This window comes from Lentzea atacamensis, assembly GCF_003269295.1.
GTDB lineage: Bacteria > Actinomycetota > Actinomycetes > Mycobacteriales > Pseudonocardiaceae > Lentzea > Lentzea atacamensis.
The window spans coordinates 275,006-300,922 of record NZ_QLTT01000011.1 but is presented as its reverse complement, the minus strand read 5'-3'; the positions used below and the strand labels follow the sequence as shown (position 1 = coordinate 300,922).

General features: G+C 69.2%; 29 protein-coding genes. 12 read left to right on the top strand and 17 right to left on the bottom strand.

What is annotated here, in order from left to right:
* Positions 1-28 precede the first annotated feature (28 nt).
* Complete coding sequence (locus tag C8D87_RS38260) at positions 29-682, top strand: ACT domain-containing protein (protein WP_170154868.1); 654 nt, start codon at positions 29-31, stop codon at positions 680-682.
* Here C8D87_RS38260 and C8D87_RS38255 read toward each other — a convergent pair.
* Complete coding sequence (locus C8D87_RS38255; RefSeq protein ID WP_112230893.1) at positions 679-1,362, bottom strand: 3-keto-5-aminohexanoate cleavage protein; 684 nt, start codon at positions 1,360-1,362, stop codon at positions 679-681. The two genes, C8D87_RS38260 and C8D87_RS38255, sit on opposite strands and share 4 nt — an antisense overlap.
* Before the next feature lie 60 nt (positions 1,363-1,422).
* On the opposite strand from C8D87_RS38255, the gene C8D87_RS48765 reads away from it, so the two are divergent.
* Positions 1,423-1,545, top strand: a complete 123-nt coding sequence (locus C8D87_RS48765) for a hypothetical protein (protein WP_267899916.1) — start codon at positions 1,423-1,425, stop codon at positions 1,543-1,545.
* 87 nt (positions 1,546-1,632) lie between these two features.
* Positions 1,633-1,857: a hypothetical protein gene (locus C8D87_RS38250; RefSeq protein ID WP_109634326.1), complete on the top strand. Its 225-nt coding sequence runs from the start codon at positions 1,633-1,635 to the stop codon at positions 1,855-1,857.
* Here the strand turns inward: C8D87_RS38250 and C8D87_RS38245 are convergent.
* Complete coding sequence (locus tag C8D87_RS38245; protein WP_112230952.1) at positions 1,854-2,288, bottom strand: GNAT family N-acetyltransferase; 435 nt, start codon at positions 2,286-2,288, stop codon at positions 1,854-1,856. The two genes, C8D87_RS38250 and C8D87_RS38245, sit on opposite strands and share 4 nt — an antisense overlap.
* Positions 2,289-2,326: 38 nt before the next feature.
* Between C8D87_RS38245 and C8D87_RS38240 the strand changes: the two genes are divergently transcribed.
* Positions 2,327-2,743, top strand: a complete 417-nt coding sequence (locus tag C8D87_RS38240; protein ID WP_146231457.1) for an SWIM zinc finger family protein — start codon at positions 2,327-2,329, stop codon at positions 2,741-2,743.
* Here C8D87_RS38240 and C8D87_RS38235 read toward each other — a convergent pair.
* The 6 genes from C8D87_RS38235 to C8D87_RS38210 form a co-directional block, all read right to left on the bottom strand.
* The gene (locus tag C8D87_RS38235; protein ID WP_112230891.1) at positions 2,732-3,259 is read right to left on the bottom strand and encodes a hypothetical protein; all 528 of its coding nucleotides are present in this window, start codon (positions 3,257-3,259) and stop codon (positions 2,732-2,734) included. The two genes, C8D87_RS38240 and C8D87_RS38235, sit on opposite strands and share 12 nt — an antisense overlap.
* A gap of 73 nt (positions 3,260-3,332) precedes the next feature.
* A complete protein-coding gene (locus C8D87_RS38230; protein WP_112230889.1) occupies positions 3,333-3,836 on the bottom strand; it encodes a GNAT family N-acetyltransferase in 504 nt (167 codons plus the stop codon).
* Positions 3,829-5,937, bottom strand: a complete 2,109-nt coding sequence (gene ligA / locus C8D87_RS38225; RefSeq protein ID WP_233442486.1) for an NAD-dependent DNA ligase LigA — start codon at positions 5,935-5,937, stop codon at positions 3,829-3,831. The genes C8D87_RS38230 and ligA overlap by 8 nt, the downstream gene beginning before the upstream one ends.
* A 32-nt stretch (positions 5,938-5,969) precedes the next feature.
* Positions 5,970-6,623 carry a hypothetical protein gene (locus tag C8D87_RS38220; RefSeq protein ID WP_112230885.1) on the bottom strand — a complete coding sequence of 218 codons (654 nt, stop codon included), beginning with the start codon at positions 6,621-6,623 and terminating at the stop codon, positions 5,970-5,972.
* Between the two features lie 4 nt (positions 6,624-6,627).
* A complete protein-coding gene (locus C8D87_RS38215; protein ID WP_170166733.1) occupies positions 6,628-7,185 on the bottom strand; it encodes a YdeI/OmpD-associated family protein in 558 nt (185 codons plus the stop codon).
* Positions 7,182-7,631: an LppU/SCO3897 family protein gene (locus C8D87_RS38210; protein ID WP_146772000.1), complete on the bottom strand. Its 450-nt coding sequence runs from the start codon at positions 7,629-7,631 to the stop codon at positions 7,182-7,184. Before C8D87_RS38210 ends, C8D87_RS38215 begins: the two co-directional genes overlap by 4 nt.
* Before the next feature lie 130 nt (positions 7,632-7,761).
* Here C8D87_RS38210 and C8D87_RS38205 point away from each other — a divergent pair, with 130 nt between their 5' ends.
* Positions 7,762-8,241: a GNAT family N-acetyltransferase gene (locus tag C8D87_RS38205; protein WP_109635247.1), complete on the top strand. Its 480-nt coding sequence runs from the start codon at positions 7,762-7,764 to the stop codon at positions 8,239-8,241.
* On the opposite strand, the gene C8D87_RS38200 is transcribed toward C8D87_RS38205, so the two are convergent.
* The 3 genes from C8D87_RS38200 to C8D87_RS38190 all read right to left on the bottom strand — a co-directional run bounded on the left by C8D87_RS38200 (position 8,228) and on the right by C8D87_RS38190 (position 12,343).
* Positions 8,228-9,310, bottom strand: coding sequence for a PLL family lectin (locus C8D87_RS38200; protein ID WP_112230879.1), 1,083 nt, complete (start codon positions 9,308-9,310; stop codon positions 8,228-8,230). The two genes, C8D87_RS38205 and C8D87_RS38200, sit on opposite strands and share 14 nt — an antisense overlap.
* 38 nt (positions 9,311-9,348) lie before the next feature.
* Positions 9,349-11,202, bottom strand: coding sequence for a glycoside hydrolase family 9 protein (locus tag C8D87_RS38195; protein WP_112230877.1), 1,854 nt, complete (start codon positions 11,200-11,202; stop codon positions 9,349-9,351).
* 91 nt (positions 11,203-11,293) lie between these two features.
* Entirely contained in the window at positions 11,294-12,343 is a 1,050-nt protein-coding gene (locus C8D87_RS38190; RefSeq protein WP_112230875.1) for a methionine synthase, read from the bottom strand.
* 237 nt (positions 12,344-12,580) lie between these two features.
* On the opposite strand from C8D87_RS38190, the gene C8D87_RS38185 reads away from it, so the two are divergent.
* The 3 genes from C8D87_RS38185 (at position 12,581) to paaI (ending at position 14,071) form a co-directional block, all read left to right on the top strand.
* Entirely contained in the window at positions 12,581-12,940 is a 360-nt protein-coding gene (locus tag C8D87_RS38185; RefSeq protein ID WP_112230873.1) for a hypothetical protein, read from the top strand.
* A gap of 98 nt (positions 12,941-13,038) precedes the next feature.
* Positions 13,039-13,446: a hypothetical protein gene (locus C8D87_RS38180; RefSeq protein WP_112230871.1), complete on the top strand. Its 408-nt coding sequence runs from the start codon at positions 13,039-13,041 to the stop codon at positions 13,444-13,446.
* Positions 13,447-13,666: 220 nt separating this feature from the next.
* Complete coding sequence (gene paaI / locus C8D87_RS38175; protein WP_109634361.1) at positions 13,667-14,071, top strand: hydroxyphenylacetyl-CoA thioesterase PaaI; 405 nt, start codon at positions 13,667-13,669, stop codon at positions 14,069-14,071.
* On the opposite strand, the gene C8D87_RS38170 is transcribed toward paaI, so the two are convergent.
* A complete protein-coding gene (locus C8D87_RS38170; protein WP_112230869.1) occupies positions 13,992-14,399 on the bottom strand; it encodes a hypothetical protein in 408 nt (135 codons plus the stop codon). The two genes, paaI and C8D87_RS38170, sit on opposite strands and share 80 nt — an antisense overlap.
* Positions 14,400-14,437: 38 nt before the next feature.
* Positions 14,438-15,580 carry a hypothetical protein gene (locus tag C8D87_RS38165; protein ID WP_112230867.1) on the bottom strand — a complete coding sequence of 381 codons (1,143 nt, stop codon included), beginning with the start codon at positions 15,578-15,580 and terminating at the stop codon, positions 14,438-14,440.
* Positions 15,581-15,616: 36 nt separating this feature from the next.
* On the opposite strand from C8D87_RS38165, the gene C8D87_RS38160 reads away from it, so the two are divergent.
* The 3 genes from C8D87_RS38160 (at position 15,617) to C8D87_RS38150 (ending at position 19,207) form a co-directional block, all read left to right on the top strand.
* Positions 15,617-16,120: a DUF6584 family protein gene (locus C8D87_RS38160; RefSeq protein WP_112230865.1), complete on the top strand. Its 504-nt coding sequence runs from the start codon at positions 15,617-15,619 to the stop codon at positions 16,118-16,120.
* Positions 16,117-16,968 (top strand): serine/threonine dehydratase, encoded by an 852-nt coding sequence (locus tag C8D87_RS38155; RefSeq protein WP_112230863.1) that lies wholly within the window; start codon positions 16,117-16,119, stop codon positions 16,966-16,968. Before C8D87_RS38160 ends, C8D87_RS38155 begins: the two co-directional genes overlap by 4 nt.
* A gap of 82 nt (positions 16,969-17,050) precedes the next feature.
* A complete protein-coding gene (locus C8D87_RS38150; protein ID WP_112230860.1) occupies positions 17,051-19,207 on the top strand; it encodes a LuxR family transcriptional regulator in 2,157 nt (718 codons plus the stop codon).
* Positions 19,208-19,212: 5 nt separating this feature from the next.
* On the opposite strand, the gene C8D87_RS38145 is transcribed toward C8D87_RS38150, so the two are convergent.
* The 3 genes from C8D87_RS38145 to C8D87_RS46480 all read right to left on the bottom strand — a co-directional run bounded on the left by C8D87_RS38145 (position 19,213) and on the right by C8D87_RS46480 (position 23,286).
* On the bottom strand, positions 19,213-20,670 hold the full coding sequence (locus C8D87_RS38145; protein WP_233442484.1) for a dynamin family protein: 1,458 nt from the start codon (positions 20,668-20,670) through the stop codon (positions 19,213-19,215).
* Positions 20,667-22,487, bottom strand: a complete 1,821-nt coding sequence (locus tag C8D87_RS38140) for a dynamin family protein (protein ID WP_112230858.1) — start codon at positions 22,485-22,487, stop codon at positions 20,667-20,669. Before C8D87_RS38140 ends, C8D87_RS38145 begins: the two co-directional genes overlap by 4 nt.
* 79 nt (positions 22,488-22,566) lie before the next feature.
* Entirely contained in the window at positions 22,567-23,286 is a 720-nt protein-coding gene (locus C8D87_RS46480) for an IniB N-terminal domain-containing protein (protein ID WP_112230856.1), read from the bottom strand.
* Positions 23,287-23,531: 245 nt separating this feature from the next.
* Here C8D87_RS46480 and C8D87_RS38130 point away from each other — a divergent pair, with 245 nt between their 5' ends.
* Complete coding sequence (locus tag C8D87_RS38130) at positions 23,532-25,097, top strand: Hsp70 family protein (RefSeq protein ID WP_112230948.1); 1,566 nt, start codon at positions 23,532-23,534, stop codon at positions 25,095-25,097.
* A gap of 94 nt (positions 25,098-25,191) precedes the next feature.
* Here C8D87_RS38130 and C8D87_RS38125 read toward each other — a convergent pair whose 3' ends face one another.
* Positions 25,192-25,902: a class I SAM-dependent methyltransferase gene (locus C8D87_RS38125; protein WP_112230854.1), complete on the bottom strand. Its 711-nt coding sequence runs from the start codon at positions 25,900-25,902 to the stop codon at positions 25,192-25,194.
* Positions 25,903-25,917: the final 15 nt, after the last annotated feature.

Genomic DNA, 25,917 nt, shown 5'->3' with positions numbered 1-25,917 from the left:
ACGCGCACGAGCTATGGAGGCGTTCACCTTGTCGTTCCTGATCCGGGTCCAGCTCCCGGACCGTCCCGGCACCCTCGGCGCGGTCGCAACGGCTTTGGGCGAGATCGGGGCGGACATACTCAGCGTCGACGTGGTGGAACGCGGTTCCGGCCTGGCCATCGACGACCTGGTGGTGGAGCTCCCCTCCGGCCGCCTGCCCGACACGTTGATCACCGCGGCCGAGTCCGTCGAGGGCGTCGAGGTCGACGCCGTGCGCCCGTACGCGGGCATTCTCGACACCCACCGCGAGCTGGAGCTCGTCGAGGAAGTCGCAGAGGTGCCGCACAAGGGCCTCGAGATCTTCACCGAGGGCGTCCCGAAGATCATCCGCGCCGGATGGGCCGTGGTCGTAGGGCCGGAGGGCACCGGGATCAACCGGCTGACCGCGTCCTCCGCGGCTCCCGAGACGCGGATGGCCGACGCCCCGTGGTTCCCGCTGGAGCGCGCCACCGTGCTCGACGGCGAGGAGGAGTGGGTGCCGGAGCCCTGGCGCGAACTGGGCACCGAGCTGGCCGCGACGCCGCTGGGCAAGCCCGACCGGGTGCTGGTCGTCGGACGTCCCGGCGGGCCGATGTTCCGTGCGGCCGAGGTCGCGCGGCTGGCCCACCTGGCGGGGATCGTCGCGGTCGTTCTGCCCGACTAGCCGGGAGCCTTGGCCTTCTGGTTGCGCCTGGCCATCGCGACCAGCTCGGCGTTGTTCTTGGCCGTCCGCCCGTCGGGCATGGTCAGCGTGTCCTCGAGCCCCATGCGGACGCCGTGTTCGAGCCTCGCGGCGTAGGTGAAGACCGGCCAGGCGTCGTTCTCCCTGCCGTGCAACAGGATCGGCAGGCCCAGCGGTTCCACCTCCCGCAGCAGTTGTTCGGCCGTCGCCGCGGTCGCCGTGACGGTGATCCGCGTGGCACCCGGAGGCAGCTCACCGAGCTGACCCGCGGTCTCGACGACGAGCTCGACACCCACGTTGACCCGGTGCAGTGCCTGCGCCAGCTCCCGCCAGCCGGGATCACCGACGTGCACGCTCGCGATGTCGGGCCGCCCGGCCGCGAGAGGCGCCCAGCTCCCGATCAGCATCTCGCGGCTGCCGGGAACGTGCGTCGACACGCTGATCTCGATGCCCGGCACGGCGGCCCGCACCGTGGCGATCGTCGTGGCGACCTCCGGGCCGACGAGCGTGGGCGCGCCGATGACGTCTCTCGGGTGGATGTGCACCGAGGTGACGCCGAGCGCGGCGACGTCGGCGGCGTCCTCGGCCAGCCGCTCGGGGGTGAGCGGCAGGGCCGGGTGCTCCTCGGCTGTGCGGGAGCCGTTCAGACAGGCTTGCAGCACACTTCATACGGTCCCACACAAAACTCGTGCGCGCGTTGCTCCAAGGGCTAGCTTGGAGACATGCGACTGGCGCTGACGTTCGCCCAATCCGACCTCGCCGTGGGAGATCTGGTGCTGGGGGCGGCCGGGCTGCTCGCGGTGGCCGGGGTGATCGTCGTCGCCGTGATGCGGCGCAAGCGCTGATCGCGAGGAGCGTCGCCGCGTTCTGCGGGGTCCGCGATCTACCACCAGAATCGGCGTGATCGCACTGATTCCAGGAGGTAGAAGATCATGGCTGTCACTGTGAACCTCGACATGCTCCTCGACAAGCAGTACGAGAACCTCCCGCTCAACGAGATCCTGGACGCCCCCGTCGACGCGTTGCAGGGCGTGAGCACCGGCGACGCGGAGAAGCTCAAGGCCGCGTTCAACATCAAGACCGTGCGCGATCTGGGCACCAACAAGTACTTCCGCGCAGCCGTGACGTTGCTGGACCTGGAGGCGACCGCGCGTTAGAGCACGATGCGGTAGTGGACGAACGGGGTCTTCTCCGCGACCTGGTCGTAGAGCCGGCGGGCGGTCTCGTTCGACTCCTTCGTGTGCCAGTACAGGCGACAGCAGTCCTGCTGTTTCGCCCACTGGGCCACCGCCTCGATGAGCGCGCGGCCGACGCCACGGCCGCGCGCCTCGGGGGCGGTGAAGAGGTCCTGCAGGTAGCAGACGTCCTGGCTGGACGTGCTGGAGTGTTTGAAGAAGTGCGTGATGCCGACGATGATGCCCTCGTCGCGTGCGCACAGGGCGTGGATGGCTTTGCCCTCCTGGAACGCCTGCCACTTCTCGTCGTAGATTTCCGCCGGCAGCGTGCGTTCGTAGAAGGCGTTGTAGCCCTCGAAGAGCTCCTGCCACCTGGCGCGGTCCGACGGGACGAGCGGGCCGATCGCGATCATGTTGGTCCTTTCCGGGGTCACCCGGTTGGATGACCTTCGTGTCTACGACCCTCACCACCGAGCTGCTGCTGCACCGCGCGGGCACCAAGTCGTACTGGCGCGGCCTCACCTACCGCGACGCCGTGCTGTCCTTGCGGGTGCACAGCAGGCACGTGGCGGCTCGGGTGCGGGGCAGTGACGACACGGCCTACGCGGTGGAGCTCTCGTGGTCGGACACGCATCTGGTGGGGTCGTGCAGCTGTCCGCACGGGTCGGAGGGGTTCTTCTGCAAGCACTGCGTTGCCGTGGGGCTGGTGTTGCTGGACCGGGGTGAGACCGTGCCGCCTCCTGATGCCGAGGACGTGGAGCTGAAGGACGTGCTGAGAGCCCTGCCCGCGGACGTGCTGCGGGACCTGCTGTACGAGCAGGCTGCCGGGGATCTCAGGCTGCGGGCGCGGATCATGTCATCGCTCTGACAAGGGACCGCAGAACTGCGTCTCCGGAGGAAGCCCGCACTTGGAGTGCGGCGGGCGCGTGGCGACCGCAAGGACCCAGCCGGTGGTGGTGCTGTTGAAGATCAGCACGTGGGTCATACCGTAGCTGGTGTGCGTCACCGATCTGGACCTCTCGAAGTACAGGTGGGTCAGCTCGCGGAGGTGAACGACGACGACGCCGCCATTCGGCACGTTGAGCCGCAACAGGCTGGTGTTGACCTCCGCGCGTGAGTAGCCCCCGGACCCCGGAGAGCCGAGCAGTGTGCGGCGGGCGCCGAGCCTGGTTTCGTCGGTGCGGAGCTCGGCGGCCAGCGCGTCGGTCGTGGGCACACCGAAGCCGGGCGTCTGAGGACGGTTGGTGACCTTGTCCGCGCGGTGCTGCAAGTAGCGCTGGGCCATCTCCTCGATCTGCCGCTGGTCGTGGGGCGACAGGTGCCTCGGTGCCGCTGATGCGGCCAGCAGCAGCACCAGCACGAACAGGACGGCAGCCTGTCTCATTTCGCGAACCCCCCATTCGCGCCCACCAGCGGCTGTTCGGTGGACGCGCGGCGGGTGATGCGGTTGCCTTCGGTCAGAGCGGCATCCCGTACGCGTAGGCCACCAGGTTCACGCCGGGCAGCGGGGCCCAGTCGCGTTCCGGGAGGCGCGTGAAGCCGAGCCGTTCGTACAACCGGTGCGCCGCCAGCATCTTCTCCGAGGACGACAGCACGACGTGCGGCACCCCGGCCGCGCGAGCCCGCTCGAGCACTGCCCGCACGAGGGCTTCACCGACGCCGCGGCCGCGAGCCGAGGCGGCGACCGCGAGCATGCGGAACTCCAGCTCTCCCTGCCGGGAGATCTCCGCGTAGTGCGTTCCCGGCAGCACGACCGTCACCGAGCCGAGCACCTCGCCGGACGCGCCGTCGACGGCTACCAGGAGCTCCGCGTCCCGGAACCGGCTCGCGGCGTCGGCGAGGTGATCGGCGTAGTCGTCCGTTCCGTCGAGGAAGCCGTCCACGCGGTAGGCCTCGACCGTCACGGAGCCGACCGCGGGCAGGTCGGCCTCCGTCGCCGGGCGGATGATCAGATCAGCCATCTGTGCCTTCTTCCCCGATGACGGCCACCTCCCTGGCCGCGTCCGGGCCCTGCTCCAGCAGGACGCGGAAGCCCGCCTCGTCGAGCACGGGGACCTTCAGGGAGATGGCCTTGTCGTACTTCGATCCTGGCGAGTCGCCGACGACCACGAAAGCGGTTTTCTTGGAGACCGAACCGGCAGCCTTGCCACCGCGCGCCAGGATCGACTCCTTGGCCGAGTCGCGGGAGAACTCGGTCAGCGAGCCGGTGACCACGATGGACAGGCCTTCGAGGTTGCGGGTGATGGACGCGTCGCGTTCGTCCTCCATCCGCACGCCCGCGGCCCGCCACCGCTCCACGACGTGCTGGCGCCACTCGGTTTCGCGCCACTCGACCACAGCGGTCGCGATGGTCGGGCCCACCCCCTCGGTGCCGGCCAGCACCTCCTCCTCGGCGGCGAGGATCGCGTCCATCGAGCCGAACTGCAGCGCCAGCGCGCGGGCGGCGGTCGGGCCGACGTGGCGGATCGACAGCGCGACCAGCACCCTCCACAGCGGACGGGACTTGGCGGCTTCCAGGTTGTCCAGGAGCTTCAGGGCGTTCGCGGAGAGGTCGCCGCTCTTCGTCCTGAAGCGCTCGATCTGCTGCAGCGCCTCGGCGTCGAGGTCGAAGAGGTCTGCCTCGTTCGTGTACACCGTGGACTCGGTGATCGCGGCGGCGGCCTCGTAGCCGAGCACCTCGATGTCGAGCGCCGCACGGGAAGCCAGGTACGCCAGCCGTTCGCGCAGCTGGCCGGGGCACGTCTCCGCGTTGGGGCAGCGGATGTCGACGTCGCCTTCCTTCATCGGACGCAGCGCGGCGTTGCACTCGGGACAGCGCGTCGGCATGACGAACTCGCGCGCGTCGGCCGGCCGCGCGGCCAGCACGGGGCCCAGCACCTCGGGAATCACGTCGCCCGCCTTGCGGATGACGATGCGGTCGCCGATCAGCACGCCCTTGCGCTTCACCTCGGACGCGTTGTGCAGCGTGGCGCGCGCGACCGTCGAGCCCGCCACCTTCACCGGTTCCATCAACGCGAACGGCGTGACGCGGCCGGTGCGACCCACCTGGACCTGGATGTCCAGCAACGTCGTGGTGGCTTCCTCCGGCGGGTACTTGTACGCGATGGCCCACCGCGGCGCGCGCGACGTCGTGCCGAGGCGGCGCTGCAGCGACACCTCGTCGACCTTGATGACGACGCCGTCGATCTCGTGGATCGCGTCGTGCCGGTGCTCGCCCCAGTACTCGACGTGCTTGCGGATGTCGGCCGGATCCGTGAGCACCTTGGTGTGCGGGGAAACCGGGAGGCCCCACGACTTCAGCGCCTCGTAGGCCAGCGACTGCCGGGCGACCTCGAAGCCCGCCGTCTTGCCGATGCCGTGGCAGATCATCCGCAGCTTGCGCGCCGCGGTGACCTTCGGGTCCTTCTGCCGCAACGAACCCGCCGCGGTGTTGCGCGGGTTCGCGAACGGCGGCTTGCCCTGCTCGACGAGGGAGGCGTTCAGCGCCAGGAAGTCCTCGACCGCGAAGAAGACCTCGCCGCGCACCTCGACCAGGTCCGGCACCGGGTAGTCGGCCGAGCCCTTGAGAACCTCCGGCACGTCCGCGATGGTGCGGACGTTCAACGTGACGTCCTCGCCCGTGCGGCCGTCGCCACGGGTGAGCGCGCGCGTGAGCCTGCCCTTCTCGTAGAGCAGGTTGATCGCGAGTCCGTCGATCTTCAGCTCGCACAGGAAGTGCGTGCCGGAGCCGATGTCCTTCTGGACGCGCTCGAACCAGCCCGTCAGCTCGTCCTGGGCGAAGACGTTGTCCAGGCTGAGCATGCGCTCCAGGTGGTCGACCGCCTTGAACTCGGTCGAGAACGTGCCGCCGACGAGCTGCGTCGGCGAGTCCGGCGTGGCCAGGCCGGGATGCTCCGCCTCCAGTGCCTCCAGCGACTTGAGCAGCTCGTCGAACTCACCATCGGTGACGATGGGATCGTCCAGCACGTAGTAGCGGAACTGGTGCGTGCGCACCTCTTCCGCGAGCACGGCATGCCGCTCGCGCACCTCTGCGGGGACGTCTTCAAGGCTCTCGCTGGTCACGGGGAACAGCTTAGTGAGCAGGTCTGACAGTTTCAGGCGTCCGAAACCCCGGCCAGCTCCCGAACGAGTGAACGCAGCTCCAGCAGGCTGATCGTCCCCTGCGGCTCCAGCTGCGCGGTCTCCACGCGCCGCAACCGCTCCCCCGCCAGCCGCTCGCCGAGAGTGACGTCCAGCGGCAGGAACGTCATCGTCTGCCGCTGCTGGTCGGTCAGCTCCGCGAGCGCCGGGTGGTAGACCGCGACGTCCACGACGTCACCGTCCACCTGGGCCACGACGCGGTAGTCGCCCAGCCGCATCCGGACCTCGCCGAGGTTGACGACGACCTCGGTCGGATCCGGCACCGGCGGCACCGAGTCGTGGAACTCCCACACCATGTCCGCCGGTGGCGCTGCCTTGATCCACGCGTCGGTGTACGGGCGCAGCCGCGGGTCCTCCTGGCCGGTGATCACCAGCGCGTACATCGCCATGTGGCCCTGTTCGAGCGAGAACATCAGGTCCGGGTGCATGGCGCTGACGAGGTCCCGCAGCTCGTCCTCGACCCTGTGCGGCTCGCCGTCGCCGAGCGCCGCGCTCACCACCGGCACGAGCTCGAACCACCGCTCCCAGAAGCGCTGGGCGGCCTCCTCCGCGTTCGGCAGGTAGGAGGGGGTGACGTCTTCGGCTTTGCGGCGGCGGAACCACTTCATTCGCTCAAGCGTAGGGCTTCCACCCCTCGGCCAGCCTCTCGACGAACTGAGCGATGCGCCTCTGGCGTGTCTCCGGCCTCTTCGCGTCGTGCACGCGCAGCAGGATCGCGTACCTGTTCTGGCTGCTCAGCGTCTCGAAGATCTTCGCGGCCTCGGGGTTCGCATCCAGGGCGGCGCGCAGGTCGTCCGGCATCTCGATCGTCGCGGGACCCGCGTAGGCCGCCTCCCAGCGCCCGTCCTTCTTCGCCTTCTCGATCTCGGCGAGCCCGGCGGGCAGCATCCTGCCGGCCGCGATCAGCTCCTCGACCTTGCCGCAGTTGCGCTTGGACCACTTGCTGCGCGGGGTCCTCGGCGTCCACCGCTGCGAGTAGTAGGTGTCGTCGATGGACCGCACGAGCCCGTCGATCCACCCGTGGCACAACGCGATGTCCAGCGCCTCGTCGTAGGTGATCGACTTCAGCCCGGACCCCTTCTTGGCGTACTTGATCCACAGCTCGGTCTCCGTGGAGCCGTGCTCGTGCAACCAGGCGTCGAACTGCGCCGGATCCTCGAAGAAGATCAACGCACCCTCCTCAGGCAGAGCGTCATCCCCTCATAGGGAACACCGAGTTCGGCCTCAGCGGGACAACTTTCTCGGGCCACGCCGACGACCTGCACGTTCACCCGCGGCGCCGCACAGTCGAACTTGGACACCACAGATCTCTGCAGGTCCTCGGTGTCGAGCTCGAAGCAGTCACCCTGCCGGGCGTTGGGCAGCAGGCACAGCGCCGCGTTGTGCCTGGTGTCGCGCAACACCTTGTACTCGCCGCGCGGGCACTGCCCCGACATGTTGCCGAGGACGGTCCCGATCTTCAACGCGGCCCGGCCGCCCTCGCAGTCGATGACCGTGAGGCCCAGGTCGTCCTCGCCGGGTCCGTTGAACCTGACGCAGGTGCCCTTCTGCGCCTTGGAGTAGTCGGTGAGGAACATGGCTGCTTCCGGTGCCCGCGACTCGTCCTCGCTGAGCATCCACCACAAGACGCCGTATGCGAGCACAGCGAGTACACATACCATCACGGTCTGTCTGACGGCCACGCCGCGGATTATGGCGGCGAAAACTGAGTGGCGCGCGACGACAGGTTTGGCCACAGTGCGCGTCATGCTGATCCGGCGGGAGACACCCGCAGACATCGACGCCATCCGCACCGTCACGAACCTCGCGTTCAAGAACGGGCCGGAAGCTCTGCTGATCGACCAGCTGCGGGAGGACGAGGGCTGGATCCCCGAGTTGTCGCTGGTCGAGAACGAGGTGCTCGGGCACGTCGTGTGCACGCGCGGATACATCGGTGACGTGCCGGCTCTGGGGCTCGGGCCGATCAGCGTGCACCCGGAGCATCAGCGGGCCGGAGTGGGTTCGGCGTTGATGCACGCTGTTCTCGGGGCGGCGGAGGCGCGTGGGGAGCGTGCGGTGATTCTGCTGGGTTCCCCGGACTACTACTCGCGGTTCGGTTTCCGGATGGCTGCGGAGTTCGGGATCACGCCGCCGGTTGCCGAGTGGGAGCCGTACTTCCAGGCGCGCTTCTTTGGTTCGGTCGTAGGTGGGCCGTTCCGGTACGCGGAGCCGTTCAACCGGCTTTGAGCACTTCGCCGTCGGCCTTGCGTGCGTAGATCGTGCCGTCGGGCTGGGCGGACACGGTGTCGATGAAACGGGTGTCGCTCAAGGATTCCCAGCTCGTACCGAGGCGGTGTGGACGGCCACCGATCAGCGCGTGGACGCCGATCGTCCCGTCCGGCCGGCGCACCGCTTCGGGTGAGGCTTCGAGGCCTTGGGCGATCTCTCGCCACGCACCCGCTGTGTTCACCATGAGCGCGTTGCCGGATCGGACGTGGACGGCGACGGAACCGTCCGGGAACGCGATCGCCGACGGCTTGCCCGCCGCGAATCCGGGCGGGCTCAGCGGCTGCCAGCTTCCACCGAGCACGTTCACGCTGCCGTCGGCCAGCACGGCGTAGACGTCAACCGTCCCATCAGGACGGAGAACGGCCTCGGGATCGCCCGCCACACCGGAAGCAACCGACCGCCACACCCCGTCAGCCAACACCATCACGACACCGCGAACAGTCCGGGCGAACACGAACCGCCCGGCCACCGACGGACGGCCGACGAAGTCACCAGCCGTGCTCAACCGCGAACGACCGGCCCAGACATCGCCGTCCTCCACCACATGTGTGACACCGTCGACGACCTCCGGCCCGCCCTGCCACGCCTGCCGCAACATCGACTCGGCCCGCGGCAAAGCCTGGTCGTACCGCTCTGGACAGCACGACCGCTGCACCGCGTCCGCGAGCAACCCCGGCGTGAGATCCGGCCGGTCCACCTTCACCGCGTACTCGAAGAAACGGCGCGCGGCATAGGTGACGTCCATGATCTGCTCAGGCGTGCCCCAGCCCATCGACGGCCGTTGCTGGAACACACCGAGCGAATCCCGGTCACCGCAGGCGAGGTTGTTCATGTGCGACTCGACCCACCCGGCCTCGAACCCGGCGAGCAGCACCTTGTCGCTGACCCGCAACGACGAGCCGGCCTCGAGCACCGTCCGGATCACCTCGGGATCGTGCGAGGCAGGCACGTGGCAGGCGGCGTTCAGCGGCAGGGCGTGCGCCGACCACGCCGTGAGCAGCATGAAGACCAGCGCGAGCCTGAGCACAAGTCCGAATTGGACACCCAGGCCCGCGCCGGCGCCACTCAGCCGTTCGCGATCAGGGAGAAGCCGAGCACACCCGTCGCCGTGAAGTCGATGGCGGGCTCGGAGCTCGGCCACGACCGCAGGTCGTCCGCGAACACGGACTTCGCCGAGTTGAACTCGAGCGTGTACGGCTTGGTGCAGTCAACGGAACCCGGCGGCATCTCACCGAGGTCGCCGAACAGCGAAGCGTCGTTCGGACCGTTGATCACGGCGCCCACCAGCACCTTCGAGCCACCGTTCGGCGAGCCCGAGAGGTTCGCAGCCTGGTGGTGCGGACACTCCGGGAACTTCGAGCCGACGCCCACGATCAGCGTCGTGCCCCAGGCGTTCGTGCCGAGGGCGAAGCCGCGCTGCTGCGTGCCGAACGTCTCGTACTTCCTGTCGCCGGTGAGCTTCTTGTACAGCGCGGCGGTCGTGATGAAGCCGAACGTGCGCGAGCCGACGTCCCAGGTCTCGACGTTGGCCGCGGTGCGGAACGGCGAGGCCTTCGCCGCGTCGGCACCCTTCTGCAGCTGGCGCTGGATGTCGCCCACGACCTGCGCCTCGGTCACCTCGGCGCCGGGCACGCCCGCCTTCAGCAGCTTCGCGAGGTCGGCGTGGCCGAGCGCGGAGATGTTGTAGACGTTCAACGTGTCCGGGTCCTGCGTCGCCAGGAACTCCTTGGCCCAGTGCGCGGCCGCGCGGGCGAACTGGCCGTAGCGCTTGTCGTTCAACGCCTTCGCGGCCAGCGCGAGCTGGGTCGCGCCGAACTCCAGGTCGTCGGTCCACGACGACTCGGGGTAGTACGCGTGCGGGAACGCCGTCACGAGCTCGCCGACGTTCTCGGTCTTGGCGAGAGCGAAGAGCGACGCGGCCTTCTCCAGGTACTGGCACGCCAGACGCGGGTTGCGGCGCGCCTCGATCTGCGCGGCCAGCGCGAACGAGCCCGCGACGCGGCCGACCAGGTTCGGGCTGATCTTCTCGCCGGCCTTGTTCGCGCGGAACACCGGACGGTGCTTGATGTAGTAGTGGCTGTCGCCCGGCTTCACGTCGAGCTGGTCGTCGGCCTCCGGCAGGCGCCACACGTCGTGGTCGCCGACGAACCCGAACTCCTCGGAGCCGGTGCCGATGCCGACCTGGGCGTACAGGACGCCGGTCTTCTCGTCCCACACCTTGTCGAGCCACTTGAGGCCGAACTTGGCCTCCTCGTAGAGGGCGTCGTTGTGCTTGTTGCGCAACGCCAGCAGCATCGACGCGGTCGAGTACGACGAGGCGTGGGTGAACTTCACGAAGTCACCCGCGTCGAACCAGCCGCCCTCGACGTCGACCTTCACGCCCGTCGGCTTCAGCGGTGCCGCGATCTGGTCGCCGCCCTCGCCCTTGAACACCGGCTCCTCGTAGACCATGGCGTCGCGGTCGGTGAGGTGCGCGGGCTTGCGGTTCAGGCGGCCGGGGATGACGTTGGCGCCGTCGCGCTGAGCCTGGAAGAACTCGACCGTGTTGTTGGCGACCGGCTGGAACAACCGGTTCAGCGTGTCGATCTTGAACGGCGTCGAGGTGGCGCCGCCGACCTTGATCCGGTACGTCCCCGGCATCTTCACCGAGGAGAAGTCGATCGGGTGCACCGCGGGGAACTTGTCGCTCCACGAGCCCGTCGAGGCGCCCGTCCTGCCGGTCAGCACGGTCCGGCCGCGGCTGTCGACCACGGTGAACCTGGTGTTCTCGGCACCACCGAGCACGTACGCGTGCTTCGCCTCGGTGCTGCCGAAACCGACCTGATCGAGCCTGATGTGTCCAGCGGGGGCCGCCTGAGCAGGCGCCACGACCACACCTGTGAGCACTGCGGCGACCAGAGCCGCACGTCTGATGCGCATGTTCGGAACTCCCGGTCCAGGCCGCGACGGTGGCCTTCGGTTAAGAAAGTTTCCTAATAGTTCGCAGCAGACTAGCTCCACAAACCGGACATCACCAGCCCTCGGGCGGTTCCAAAAAGGCCGAGGAGAGGTCACGGGTCAGCGACAGCGCGCGCTTCACCCAACTGGACGTCGCACCCGCCAGACCGCACGTCGGAGTGGGCAACGCCTTCTCGGCGAGCATCGTCCGCGGGAAGCCCAGGCGGTCGGCCAGGGTGAACGCCCGCTGACCCACCTCCTTCAAGGTGACCGGTGTGCCGGGGTCGACGCTCGGCACCAGACCCAGCACCAGCGTCGTGCCCGCTTCCCAGGTCTCGCCGATCTCGTCGAGCGCCGCTGCCCCCTTGACCAGCGTCATGTCGAACGCGATCGCGCTCGCGCCGGCCTCCCTGAGCAGCTTCAACGGCGGCTGCGGCGCGCAACAGTGGACCATCACCTCGTGGTCCGCCAGCGCGTCGATCACGGTGGCGAGCACGGTGCGGGCGTCCTGTTCGGGCACGGCCGGCACGGTGCCGAGCTTCGACGGCGTCGGCAGCAGGCCCTGCAGCACGGCGGGCAGGCCCGGTTCGTCGAGCTGCACCACCACCTTCGCCCCGGTCCGCTTGGCGACCTGGGCGGCGTGCTGCGTCAACCCCTCCGCGAGCGACTCGGAGAACTCCTTCACCGCACCGCGGTCCGTCAGCACCCGATGGCCGCGCATCAGCTCGATGTTCGACATCAACGTCCACGGCCCCGCAGCCTGCACTTTGACGATCTCCGGCTGCGCACCCGCACGTTCCAGCGCCTCGTCGAACGCGTCCAGGTCACCGCGCAGCAGATCTACAGCGCGCCGGTGGTCACGGCCCGGCCGCGAGTTGACCCGGTAGCCGGAGGTGATGACCTCGATCGCGAGGTCGACGAGCAGGCCCGCGGTGCGGCCGATCATGTCCGCGCCGACGCCTCGCGCCGGCAGTTCCGGCACGTGCGGCAGCTCCGGCAGCTCTCCGACGACGACCCGCGACGCCTCGTCGATGTCGGTTCCGGGCAGTGATCCGATTCCAGTGGCTCCACGCACCCGCCGAATTGTTCCACTGTCCGCCAGACAGAAGAGGTCTAGACCCATTGACGCTGTGGTCTAGGCCACTTACCGTGATTGGGCAGGTGCTCAGAGTGCGAGCCCCTCCCTGTACGTGGTGCAGGAACGCGACGCGCCCCGCGTTCCTGCACCGCTCCTTTTTTCCGGCCCGCTGCGGTAGCTGAACCGGGTGAATGCGCAAACGGCCGCTAACAGCGATCTGCCGGCCATCGACCTCGTCTGCGGGGGTGGACATGTTGTCCTGACTGAAAACAGGAGAGTTCCGTGATCAGATTCGTTCGAAGATCCGTCGCCATCGCCTGCGCCGTCACGTTCGCCAGTCTCTTCGCAGTCCCCGCCGCACAGGCCGCGCCACACTGGACGATCCAGCCGTGCCACTTCGATCTCCAGGCGCACTGGCTGCCCAAGCAGACCATGTCCGGCGTCTTCGTCGCGTGCACCACAGCCGCGGACCGCAACCAGCAGATCAACGACGCGCTGGCGAGCGGTGAGCCGACCCGGATGTCCAACGCGCTGCGCGCGCTCCTTCAGCAGAACGCTGACTCGTTCCTCACTCCGGAATCGCCGTGCACGCCTGGACAAGAGGCGGCGATGGGCGGCGACTACGCCAGGTGCGTCGGCTGACCTCCCCCCGCTGAGCAGAAGACCGGCGCGGGATCTTCCGTCTCCGCGTCGGTCTCCTAGAGTTTCCTCGACGTCGCAGTCCGGCCGAGGAGCTGCTCATGATGAAGTGGATCGCGTACGGTCTCGCGCTGATGTGCAGCGCACTGGCGTTGATGCTGCCCTGGGCCCACTACGGCGGCATGAGCTTCTGGCTGACCCGCATCCCGGGCTGGCCGGTCTACATCGCCGGCGCGGTGGTGCTGCACGCGTGCACGTGGTGGAACACCGTGGCCGGCCGGGTTCTCGCCGTGGCCGGTGGCGTGATCGCCCTCGTGACGGCCTTCGTGTTGCTGCTCCGCTACGACGATGCCGCCGTGTTCTTCGACGGACCGGCGATTCCGGCGGTCGTACCGGTCATGGGGCTCGGCGGGATTCTCGCTGTCGCGGGCGCGCTGCTGAATCTCGTCCTGGTCGTCACGAGGATGAGTGCCAAGTCATCCGCTGAATCCAGGGCGCACACCGGCTGAGCAGGCGAGGGCCGGCGTGAGGAGCTGACCTCGCACCGGCCTCGTTTCCTCAGGGCGCTCAGCAGGAGTTGCAGCACCCGCAGCTCGGACCCGTGCACGAGCTGCAACAAGAACATCCACCCATGATGACCACCTCCGACGTTGAGCGATCAAGCAATCGGACAGTAGGGCGCGGTCAACACGAGGTGACACCACCGCCAGAGTGATTACGCTGCCACGAATGAATGGTCCTGCTGAGATGCTCGCCGCCGACCAGGCCTCGACCGCGCTCGGCATCACGCCGGTCGAGCTGCGCGACGGGTACGCGTTGCTGCGGATGACGGTCACCGGGCTGATGATCAACGGCCACGGCATCGCGCACGGCGGGTACGTCTTCCTGCTGGCGGACACGGCGTTCGCCTGCGCCTGCAACAGGACCGGGTCCGTCACCGTCGCCGCCACGGCCGAGATCGACTTCATCCGGCCCGTGCACGAGGGTGACGAGCTGGTGGCGGAGGCGGTGGAACGGACCCGGTTCGGCCGCAGCGGGATCTACGACATCACGGTCAGGCGAGGGACCGAGACGGTGGCCGAGTTCCGCGGTCGCTCGCGGACCCTGCGGCAGACGCCGAGCGAAGAGCGATGAACTGCAGGACCGCGAACCCGATCACGGCGAGGCCCTGAGCGACGACCATCACGGTGCCGGCACCGGTGAGCGGGAACCAGTTCAGCGCGGCCGTGAGAATGCTGTCCGCACCCCACACCAGGTTGCCGATGATGATCAGCAAGACGATTCGGCGGTCCGGGTTGGCGCGGGTGCCCAATGCGAACACGCCCACGCCGTAGAACACGCAGAAAAGGCCGAGCCCGAGCTGCCATCCCACCGGCATGCCGACCTCCGGGCGGACCAGCACGGTCAGCAGACCGAGAGCGAACGAAGCGACACCGTCGAGTTTCAAGGCGAATTTCAACATGGCCCGACGATCGCCCGGTCAACGCTGCCAGAACCACGTCAAGCGCTGCCAACTCCTGCCATCAGGTCCGCCGCGACCAGGCGCGCGGCGGCGTTCTGCCAGTTGTGGAGGGTGCGCTCGGGCACCTGGGTCACGAACCACTGCAGCGCGCGGCGGTCCTCGGCGTCGAGGTCCTCGCGCTTGGTCCGCACCGAGTACGGGCGGATTCCCTTGACGTAGTAGAAGTACAGGGCGTTGTAATAACGCCATTCGTCGCTCGTGCCGAAATCACCGTCGGCGGGCTTGAGCCGTTGAATGCTCGTCAACAGCAGATTCTTCAACGCCGCCGCCCGATCGAGCGGCGGGCCCGGTTCCGTCAAAGCGATCAACGGGCTCGCGACGAGCTTTCCCAGATCGCCGTAGTGGCTCAACGCCTTCCGGGTGAGCCGCGCGAACTCGGCCTCGTCCTCGGTGACCAGCGGCCGTCGCTTGGGCAACGAATCGGCCGCCTCGCGCAGCTCGGCGCGCTCGGCCGCGACAGCGGGCACGGCCAGCCGGTCGACGACCGAGGCGAGCGGGTTCGCCAGCACCTGCACCGCGATCGCCGCCGCGACCGTCGTGTGGACGAGCAGATCCGGACCACCGAACAACACCACCTGCGACCCGAACAGCAGGGCCGTGAAGGCCGCGATCACGAGGGACCGCACCATGTCCGCGCGGATCGCCTCACCCTCCTCGACCGCGTCGGTGACCGCGACCAGGATCCCGAACACCACCACGTCGAAGCCGAGCGAGGGCAGCGTGATCGCGTCAGGCAGCAGCCCCAGCAGGAACGCGCCAGCCGACAGACCGAACATCACTCCTACGAGTGAAAAGTAAGTGCGTTTCCTTATGGCTAGCGCTGTCGCGACGGCCAGCGGCAGCAGCACGATCCACGGCAGCCAGAGCGAAACGGCGAGCACCGGCACGACCGCGAAGATCCACCACCGGATCAGCGGCGAACGAACCAGCAGCAGGATTGCACCCGTCCAGGCCAGCGCCGGTAGACCGACCAGCACCGGATGTGGCACGACGATCACCGCCGCATAGCTGATCAAACCCGCGCCCGCCCACCACATCAGCGGCTTGCGCGGATCACGGGCGAGCAGGTACAGACCCAGCCACCAAGCCAGGCCGGACACCAGCAGCGATAGGCCGAACACGGGTCAAAGCTAGCCCTGCCTGCGAAACTAATCTTCATGCCGGTAGAGCTGACGCTCCACAAAGCGGCCGAGGAGTTGCGCCAGGGCGACCTCGCGAACGTGCTTCGCGCACGTCAGCGCGTCGCCGGCCTCGTCGGCTCCTACCCGCACCGGCTCGATCTGCGCGAGCGCCTCGCCGAGGTCTATCGCGTGCTCGGCCAACCGGCCCAAGCCGGCCGCTGGACCTACCTCTCCGACGAACGCGACCCCGAGGAGACGCTGGCCTTCGAACGCGCCTACCGCCGCGCCGAGGCCCGCCTGGTCGCGCTGTGCTGGCAGGGCCGCGTGGACGAGGCCCCCACCGAGACCGCGCGCACCCGGCTCGCGTCGCTGTACCTGGAAGCGCGGGTCGAGCTGCAACGCGAGCTGGACGCGACACCGCACGAGGAAACGTCCTGGGGTGCCTGCCTGATCGTGATGGTCGGCGGCACGTTCGTCCTGGTGTGCTTCCTGCTGGGCATCGTGACTCTCGTGCAGTTCTTGTGGAAGCTGGTCACATGAGAACGTTGTCGCAGTACGTCCGCCGCACCCCGGTCATGCGCGTGACCGTCGACGGGCGACCGCTCGTGTTCAAGCTGGAGCACCTCCAGCTCACGGGTTCGTTCAAGATCCGCGGCGCGGTCAACAAGCTGCTGTCGCTGAACGTCTCCGAGGTGGTGACCGCGTCCGGAGGCAACCACGGCATCGCCGTGGCCCAGGCCGCGCAACTGCTCGGCGCACATGCCACCGTGTTCGTGCCGGTGACCGCACCGGAGAGCAAGACCACCCGCATCGAAGCGCTGGGCGCCAAGCTGATCCGACACGGCACCACCTACGCCGAGGCCGCCGCGGCCGCGCGCGACTTCGGACCGGCCTACATCGAGGCGTACAACGATCCCGAGGTGATCGAGGGCCAGTCGACGGTCACCCGTGAGATCGTCGAGGACGTGCCCGAAGTGGACACGATCGGTGTCGCCGTCGGTGGCGGCGGGCTCGTGGCCGGTGCCGCACTCGCCTCCGGTGGGCGGCGCGTCATCGCGGTCGAGCCGGAGAACTGCCGCGCGATGCACAACGCCCTGACCGCAGGTGAGCCCGTCGACTCCGCGGTGAACTCCGTCGCGGCAGACGCGCTCGGCGCCACCAGGGCGGGCTCGCTGGCGCTGGAGATCCTGCAGCGGCACCGGGTTTCGTCGGTGCTGGTGTCCGATGCCGAACTGCTCGCGGCCAGGGACCGGCTGTGGGAGGAGTTCCGGCTGGCCGTCGAACCCGCGGGCGCGGTGGCGTTCGCGGCCTTCCTGCGTGGAGACGTGCCGGGCGAGCTGCCGTGCGTGATCCTGTGCGGCGCGAACAGCGAGTGGGCCCCGCGCTGAAGATCCCAGCCTAAAGATTCTGGGCAGACAGCCGATATCCGTAGAGCCGTCGGGGAAACGATCAAGAAGAAGGAGCACCCCATTGCCGTCCGCGGCACAACGGCTCTGCCGGGACGTCGTCGCAGATCCGCACGCACCGCTGGTCGCGGCCGTCGCAGGTCCCGGTGGCTGCGGTAAGACCGCCACGCTGGAAACACTCGCCCGCATCTACCGCGACGCCGGTGTCCCGGTGGCGCGCGAGTACACAGAGGACACTTCCACCGCGCTGCTGGTGGACGACGCGCACGCGCTCGACGACGGGACGCTCGACCGGCTCCGCAGGCTGGCCGTCGCCCGCACGCACCGCCTGGTGGTCGCCTACCGGCCGTGGCCACGCCCGCCCGCGCTCAGCGCGTTGGGCGCGGTGCTGGGCAGGTGCCGTCTGCCGGTGGTGCTCGGCAGGCTGGACCGAGCCGCCGTGGCCGCCCGCGCGGCCGACGTGCTCGGTCACCCGCCCTGCGACGAGCTCACCGACTTCCTGTTCGAGCAGACCAACGGCATTCCGTCACTGGTGGACCGGTTCGTCGCCGCGCTGCACGAGACCGGCAGGCTCGCCGACGGCAGGCTCGTCGGTCAGGAGACGATCCCGGACGGGGTGATCGAACAGTTCCGGCACGACCTCGACTGCCTCGACGAGCAGGTGCGCCAGGTGCTGCTCGCCAAGGCGGCCGGGGTCGGCGTGAGCGCGTGCGAGGGCGCGTTCGCGACCGGCCTGCTCACGGACGCCGGTGACCTCGTTCCACTGGCGCGTCAGGCCATTCTGAGCCTCACTGCGGCCGCACCCACCCCGCTGATGCCGGCCCGTCAGGCGGAAGCCGCGGCGCTCGCGGGTGATCTCGACACCGCACTGCGCTTCACCGACCAGGTGATCGGCGATCCGCGAGCGCCCGACCGTCCGCGCGCGGTCATGGTCGCGGCGGCGGTGCTGGCGCGCAGGGGCATGCTGGCACGTGGCGTGGATCTCTACCGATGGCTGGGTGCACCGGCGCTGGGCGAGCACGCCCTGGTGATGGTTCCCGCGTTGCTCGGCGTCGGCGCGCTCTCTGAGGCGCAGCACCTGCTCGCCTCGGCGGTCACCGGACCGACGCTGCTCGCCGGTGCCCAGCACCTGACGGCGCAGGGGCTTCTCGACACGATCACCAGCACCCCCGCCGCCGCGCTGTCCCGGCTGGCCCGTGCCGCCGCACTGCTCGAACCGGTGGGACAGACCGCTCTGCTCACCGACGACCCGGCGGCACTGACCGCTGTCGTGGCGCTCCACTGCGGAGAGTTCTCGATCGGCGAGTCGGTGCTGAGCGGACATCTCTCGCCCCGGCATCAGCTGTTGCGGGCCTGGATCGTCATGCGCCAGGGCAACCTCACCGCGGCACGCGCCCTGCTCGACGCCTGCGACCTGCTCGAACCACGAGACGAGCTGTTCGCGGCCGCGCTGGCCGCCGCGATCGCCCGGCGTGCCGGTGACGTAGTGGCGCTGACCCACTCGTGGGCCCGTGCACGGGAAGCCGTGCTGCACCACACCACGGACCTCTACGTGCTGCTGCCGCTGGGAGAACTGGCGATCGCCGCGGCCCGCGTCGGCGAGCCCGCGTGGCTGGCCGCGCACCTCGCCGATGCCGACCGGCTGCTCGACGACCTGGGCCGCCCGGCGTTCTGGGCGGCGCCGCTGCACTGGGCTCGCCTGCAGGCGGCCATCGTCGCCGAGTCACCGCAGGAGGCCAACCAGCACGCCGCCGCTCTGGCCCGGTTCGCGGGCAGCCACCCCGCGCTGGCCGACGCGGCACGAGCGTGGCTGCGCGTGCTGGCAGGCGACATCGACGTCGCGGTGGTCGAGCGGGCGTCCCGCGGCTTGTGGGCGGCCGGACAGTCCTGGGAGGGTGCGCGGCTGGCCGGGCAGGCCGCGATCCGCTGCCGCGACCGGGCCGCGATGAGCTCGCTGCTGGCGCTCGCGCGTGAGCTGACCTCTGTGGACACACCCGCGCAGACCCAGGTGGCGACCGAACTTCTCGGCACGCCGCTCAGCGGCCGTGAGCGCGAGGTCGCGGAGCTGGTCGTGAGCGGTCTGACGTACAAACAGATCGGCGAACGACTGTTCATCTCCGCCAAGACCGTCGAACACCACGTGGCGAAGATGCGCCGCCGTCTCGGTTGCGCGACCCGCAGCGAGCTCTTCACCCAGCTCCGCACCCTGCTGACGGCCTGATGCCGTCAGTCAGCGAACTCTGCCAGCAGGCCCTCGCAGCTGCGGATCACGATGCGGGACGCGTCGGTCAGCGCCAGGCTGGACAGCGGGTTCTCGAGGCGCCGTCGCCACCGGCTCAGTGCGTCCAGCGCGGCGTTGCGCTGCTCGGCCATGGTGGCGTGCACACCGAGACCCAGCCTGGTCGTCGAACCCACGCCCAGCCCGCCGAGCAACCTCTCGGCCTCGGTGAGCACGTCGGCGGGGAGCTTCACCGAGCCCAGCCGCAACGAGCTGAGCAGCCGCAGCTCGGCGAACTCGTGCGCACCCGCCACGATCCGTTCCACCTCGACGACCAGCGCCTGCGTCTCCGGCCGGACCGCTCTGCTGAGCACCACGTCCAGCGCGAGCAGTGCGGACCGCGCCTTCAACAGCTCGGCGCGAGCGGTGAACTGCGCGGTGAGCACCTCGCGCAGCTCGTCGAGGCCGCTGCGCCGCACCAGTTCGGCGGCGAGCTTCGGCGCGCCGTCGAAACCCTGCCGCACCAACGTGACGGCCAGCCGGACACCGCTCAGTCCGAACCGGTGCAACAGGTCGACGCAGACGTCCGGTTCCAGGCCGTCGTAGCGCGCGAACCGGTCGGCGGAGAGCAGCGCGGCCTCGACATCGGATCGCCGCGCCCGCACGAGCTCGAGGAACGCCGCGAACTCGGCCTGCCGCATCGTCCTGCCCGCCTGCGCCAGCAAACCGGACACCGGCACGACGGTCTGACACAACGACCGCAGCTTCTCGTCGGCGCCGTACCGGCGTGCGATGCGCCGCGCGGACATCAACGCGTCGACCCGGCCCGCTCCGATCTCGTCCGCCCGCGACAGCACCGCGATGGTGTTCACCGGCGTCGCACGAGCGATGCCCCGGTCGTAGAACGACTCCAGGAACCGCACGTTGCTCGAGTGCAGGTGCCGCATCAGGTAGATCACCGCGTCGGCCTCCGCCGGCTCCTCGTCACCGGACAGGAAGCCGGCCGTGCGTGCCGAGATCTCCGCGGAGATCGACTGCAGGCCCGGCGTGTCGATCAGGGTCATGGTGCGCAGGTGCTGTGACGGCCAGTCGACGACCACGCGGTCAACCCGGTCCGTGCCCAGGTCCATGCGCAACGCACCGTCACGCCGGTCGATCGGCAGCTGCCGGGGCGGGGCGTCCGACGGATGCAACGTGACCCGCGGTGTCTCGGCGGCGCGGTACCAGGTGACGGCGCGGGTGCACTCGCCCGCGTCGGTGGCCGCGATCTCCTCGCCGACCAACGCGTTCAGCAACGTCGACTTGCCCGCCTTGACCTGCCCCGCGATCGCGACGCGCAGCGGCTCGTTCATCCGGTCCAGATGCCGTTGCAGGTACGCCACCATGTCTGGGCAGTCCCGATACGCCTTGATCGCCCGGCGCATCACGGCACGCACGGACGCGCCGAGTCCCGAAGTCGTGTTCAACGCGCCACCTCGCTCAGCACGAGCTGCGGTCCCGCCGTCAGATCACGCGCGCGATCCTCCAGCGCGGCGATGCGGGCGAGTTCGGCCTGCAGGTCCGCGATCGCGCGTTTGCACTCCTCCTTGTTGGCCCGCAACGCGTTCTGCGCCGCCTGCAACGAGTCGTTCACCGACCGCTGCAGCTCCTCGGCGTGACCGGTGAAGTGGTTGCGCAACGTGCGCTGAACCTCGCGGAGCATGTCCCTGGACTCCTTGCCCAGCTGGAAAACGACGTCGTCCAGGTGCCGGCGGACCGCGCTCTTGGCCTCCATCTGCCGCCGCTGCACCAATCTCTTGCGTTCCTCTCGCACCGTGCGGCCGCCCAGCAGCAGGCCTGCGGCGATCGAGAACGGGTTCAGCAGCGCCATCCCCACCAGCGTGCCCGCCATGCCGAACATCAGCGTGCCGCCGTAACCGCCGCGCATGCCCAGGATGAGCTTGTTGCCCAGCTTCAGCTTCTCGTTGCGCGGCATCACGATGGCATCGATGGAGCCGGTCATCCTGGCGAAATCGACGTCACGCAGGTCCGGCAGCACCTTGTCACCGTCCTCGGCGAAGTGGTCGGCCACCTGGTCGGCGAGCCAACGTCCCCGGTCCATCGCCCACACGAAGTTCGCTGACGCGGCACCGGAGACCTGCTGCTGCAGCCAGGCGGCGAACTGGTCCTCCATCGCGACGGGATCGGCCTGGTCGATCTCGCGTTCGGCGTCGCGGCCGATCTGCCGCATCCTGTCGCGCAGGTCGTACTCGATGTCCGAGATCAGATCCGCGATGCCGTCGCTCAGCGTCTGCTGCCAGCGCGCCGACCGTTCCCGCAGCCGATCGGCCCGCAGCTGCGCCAGCTCCAGCTCGCGGATCAGCTCGGCGGAGGCGTCACCGCCCTGGTAGGCCGAGAGCTGCGCCCGCATGGTGGTCGTCAGTTGCTCGGTGACCGCCAGCACGTCCTGCGCCGCGGCGCGGCACGCGAGCTGGCCGGCCTGGCCGGCTATCCGGTCGCGCAAGTGCCCGATCAGCACGGGAAAACCGGACTCGGTGTTGAGCATGTGGTCGTTGGTGCGGACCGCGTGCAGCCGCAGCGTCGACGAGACGGGCACGATCTCCGCCTCCAGCTCGGCGTTGGCGAGGTGCCGGCGGTCGATCTCGGCGATGCGCCGCCAGTGCGGGTAGAGGTCGATCTTCGTCAACGCGCAGATGATGTTCGGGCACACCTGCGCGGCGTGCCGGAGGAAGTCCAGTTCGGGCGCGGTGAACTCCGAGCCCGCGTCCGAGACGAACACCACCGCGTCGGCCAGCGGCAACGCGGCGATGGTCGCCGCACCGCGCATGGAAGCGAGCCCGCCGACGCTCGGCGTGTCCACCACGACCAGCCCACCGGCCAGCAACGTGCGGGGGACACCCACCTCGGCGTAGCTGACACCGCGCCGGTTGCCGGGGTCGCAGACGTAGTCCGCGAGCCGGTCGACCGGGACGGGCTTGCTCTCGGCCGGCGCCTCACCGCCGTACTCGTGCACGACCACGGCCGCGGGCTCCTCCCCGTAGCGCACGATGGTGGGAACCGTGGTGGCGATGTCGTCGTCGATCGGGCACACGGACGCGTTGAGCAGCGCGTTGACCAAATGGCTCTTGCCTTGCTTGAACTCTCCGACCACGAGCACCCGGACGCCGTCCTCGGTCAGCCTGCGCCGAGTCTGGCGCAGGCGGGCGCCGAAGTCCGCGCGACCGTAGGCGAGTGCCGCCTGGAGCGCGAGGTCGACGACCTCGATCGCTGCGGGAACCGACAAGTGCTACTCCCTCACAGAATCCTTCTCGTGGGCTCCGGTACCCGGCCCAGGCGTGACACCTGGACCGGGCGGTGGTGCCCTACAGGTGCAGGCCGTTGAGCAGGTCGACGTCGTTGTGGCTCAACAGGTCGACGTCGTTCAACGTGTCGTCGACGTTCACCAGGCCGTGCTGGTCGGTGTGGTCGATGCCGACGTTGTGCTCGTGCTCCTCGCGGTACGAGGCGTCGATCGTGGTGTGGGAATGCTGGTGGGTCACCTCATGTGAATCAGATTCGGAATTGTTGCCGGAGTTCCCGGTGACGTCGCCCTGACCGAAGTTCTGCAGATCCGCGTCGCCGGTGGCGGTGGCGTTGGCATCACCGTCGACAACCGTGCTGTCGTTCGCGTTGATGGTGTCGTTGTCGTTGGTGGTGTCGTTGTCGTTGACGGTGCCGTTGTCGTTGCCGTAGTCGTTGTCGAAGGACTGGTTCACGTCCCCCTGGGTCCAGATGGTCTGGTGCACCGAATAATCCACGTGCGTGTCGTGGCTGTCGGTGTAGGAATAGTTGTTCACGATGTGGTCGATCTGCCGGATCGCGATGTCGAAGTGGTCCTCGCCCGGTTGTGGCGACGGCAGCGGGCCGCCCGTGCCGCTCACCAGGACGTTGTCCACCACCAGCGGCAACGCGTCGTGCACGTCCTGCCCGCAGACCTCGTCGAACCCGTGATCGCGCAGGGCCTGCTGGGGGTCTGCCTTGAACTGCTCCTGAGCCACCGGGTCTCGGAGCAGGTTGAGAATGAATTCCAGCAGGCTGGTCATGGCGTTTGCCTTCTCCTCTAGGTCACTGATCGCTTCGAATGCACGCCGAACTCCGCGCTCGACCGCACGAACGCTAGGACCGCGGCAGAAGCTTGCCATCGGTGATCGCTCCGAATTCCACGGGAGGCCGCTGGGGGATGCCGAACATACCGCGCCACCCGAATGAGTGACGGGGATCGGGGTGGCAAGATAGGGGAAATAGGGGATTGCAGTTCCCGCCGGAAATGTTGCTAATGTTGCGCGCTGTGGTCTATCAATTGGGTGTTGACCTGGGCACGACGTTCACCGCCGCCGCCGTGCACCGGACGTCCACATCCGCCGAGGTTGTGGCACTGAGTCCCCGGTCGGCGTCGGTCGCCTCGGTTCTGTACCTCGGCGAGGACTCCGGTGTGCTCGTCGGGGAGGCGGCGGAACGCCGTGCGGTGACGGACCCGGAGCGGGTGATCCGCGAGTTCAAGCGCCGGATCGGCGACCCGACCCCGCTGATGGTGGCCGGTAGCCCCCAGCACGCACACGAGCTCACCGGCTTCCTGGCGCGCTGGGTCGTCGACCGGGTGACCGAGCGCGAGGGCGCGGCACCGGACCGGATCGCGATCACCCATCCCGCCGGATGGGGCCCGCACAAGATGGCCCGGCTCACCGAAGGGCTGCGCGCCGCCGGCCTGGACGACGTCGTGTTCCTCACCGAACCGGAAGCGGCCGCCGTGCACTACGCCTCGGCGCAACGCATCGAGCCCGGCGGCACGATCGCCGTCTACGACCTGGGTGGCGGCACGTTCGACGCCGCCGTCCTGCGCCGCACCGAGTGCGCGGGGTTCGAGCTGCTCGGCCGTCCCGAAGGCATTGAACGGCTGGGCGGCATCGACTTCGACGAGGTCGTGTTCGACCACGTCCGCGCGAGCATCACCGACGTCGTGGACGAGTTGGACCCGGAGGACCCGGTCACGGTCGCCGCGGTCGCCCGGCTGCGCAGGGACTGCACCGAGGCCAAGGAGGCGTTGTCCACCGACACCGAGGTCACCATTCCGGTGCTGCTGCCCGGAACGCGCGCACAGATCCGGCTGGTGCGCGGTGAGTTCGAGGCGATGATCCGGCCCGCTCTGGACGACACGGTCGAGGCACTGCGCCGCACCGTGCGCTCGGCAGGGCTGGAACCGGAAGACCTGGCCGCGGTGCTGCTCGTCGGCGGCTCGTCCCGCATCCCGCTGGTGGCACAGCTGATCTCGATGGAACTGGGCCGCCCGGTCGCCGTGGACACCGACCAGAGCACGTCCGTGGCGACCGGCGCCGCGCTGGCCGCGTTCGACGCACGCCCCGTGCTCACGCGCACCGCCCCGCCGACCCGCCCCGTGGTGACGACCGCGCCGCTGTCCGCTCCCCGCCAGCGCGGCCGCAAGCGCCCCAAGATCATCGTCGGGGCGACCGGCATAATGGCCATCGGCGTCGCCGCGCTGGCCGCCGTGACCTGGGCGGATCGTTCGACCGGCACCACCACCACGGGCGAACCGAACCAGACCGCGACCGTCCCCAACGCCCCGGCAGAGCTGAACGTTCGCGCGACCGTGCCGCAGAACCCGGCCACGTCGCCGAGCCGCACCTCCTCGAGCGCGCCCACGACCACCCCGGCTTCGGCGTCCAAACCCACCACGACCACGGCGACCACCACCGCGATGCCCCGCATCGAGCCGCCGACGCCCGTCGTCGAGCCACCGGTGACCACGACGTTCTCGCCGCCACCGCCGTCCGTCACCAGCAGCATCGAAACCCCGCCCCCGCCGGACCCGCCGAGCACGCGACCGCCGGCGCCGTGACCGCCGCTGTCCTTTGTGGAGCTGGGAGTGCGAGCCGGGACGCCGGCCGGTGGTTCACGCTCGGCAGAGCGGTCGGCGTCCCCAGCTGGGCGCGTCACCAGCTCCGAGTGGCGGCCACGGTGACGATCGACCTGGTGCGGTCGGTGATCGGGCCGCGCGTCCAGCCGCCGTACTGCCCCTCGATCATGAAGCCGGTCTCGGCGAGAAACCCGTTCAGCTCATCGACCTCGAGGAACCGCAACGAGGCCCGGTCGCACCTGAGCAGATCGCCGTCACGGGAGGTCGACTCGGTGAACGTCACCACGCCGTCCTCGACCGTCTCGACCTCGTAGCTCACCAGGAGGTCGTCGATCTCGAAGGTCGCGTCCCGCCACGCGTCCCACTCACGGGCGGCGGGATTTCGTGTGTCGAACGCGAACCGCGCTCCGGGTCGCAGCGCTTTCCTGATGGCGCGCAACGAGTTCCGCAGCTCGTCGTCGGTCACGAAGCACTGGAACGCGTTGCTGGACATGACCGCGAGACCGAATTCCGCCTCCCAGCGGGCGTCCTCGGCCTTCGCCAGCACCCACTCGACGTCGGTGCGCCGGCGTGCCCGGTCCAGCGACGGGTCGTGCGGGTCGAGGCCGACGAGACGCCCGGCATGGCCGCGCTCCCGCGCCGCGATCAGCATCTGGCCCGTGCCACAACCGACGTCGAGCACGTCGCGCGCCTCGTCGACCAAGGGGTCGTAGAAGTCGGCGTCCGCACCCTTCCACGGGTTCAGCCTGTCGTAGAGCGCGGCGTTGTCGGCGTCGGTGAACGTCACACCGCGGACGCTACC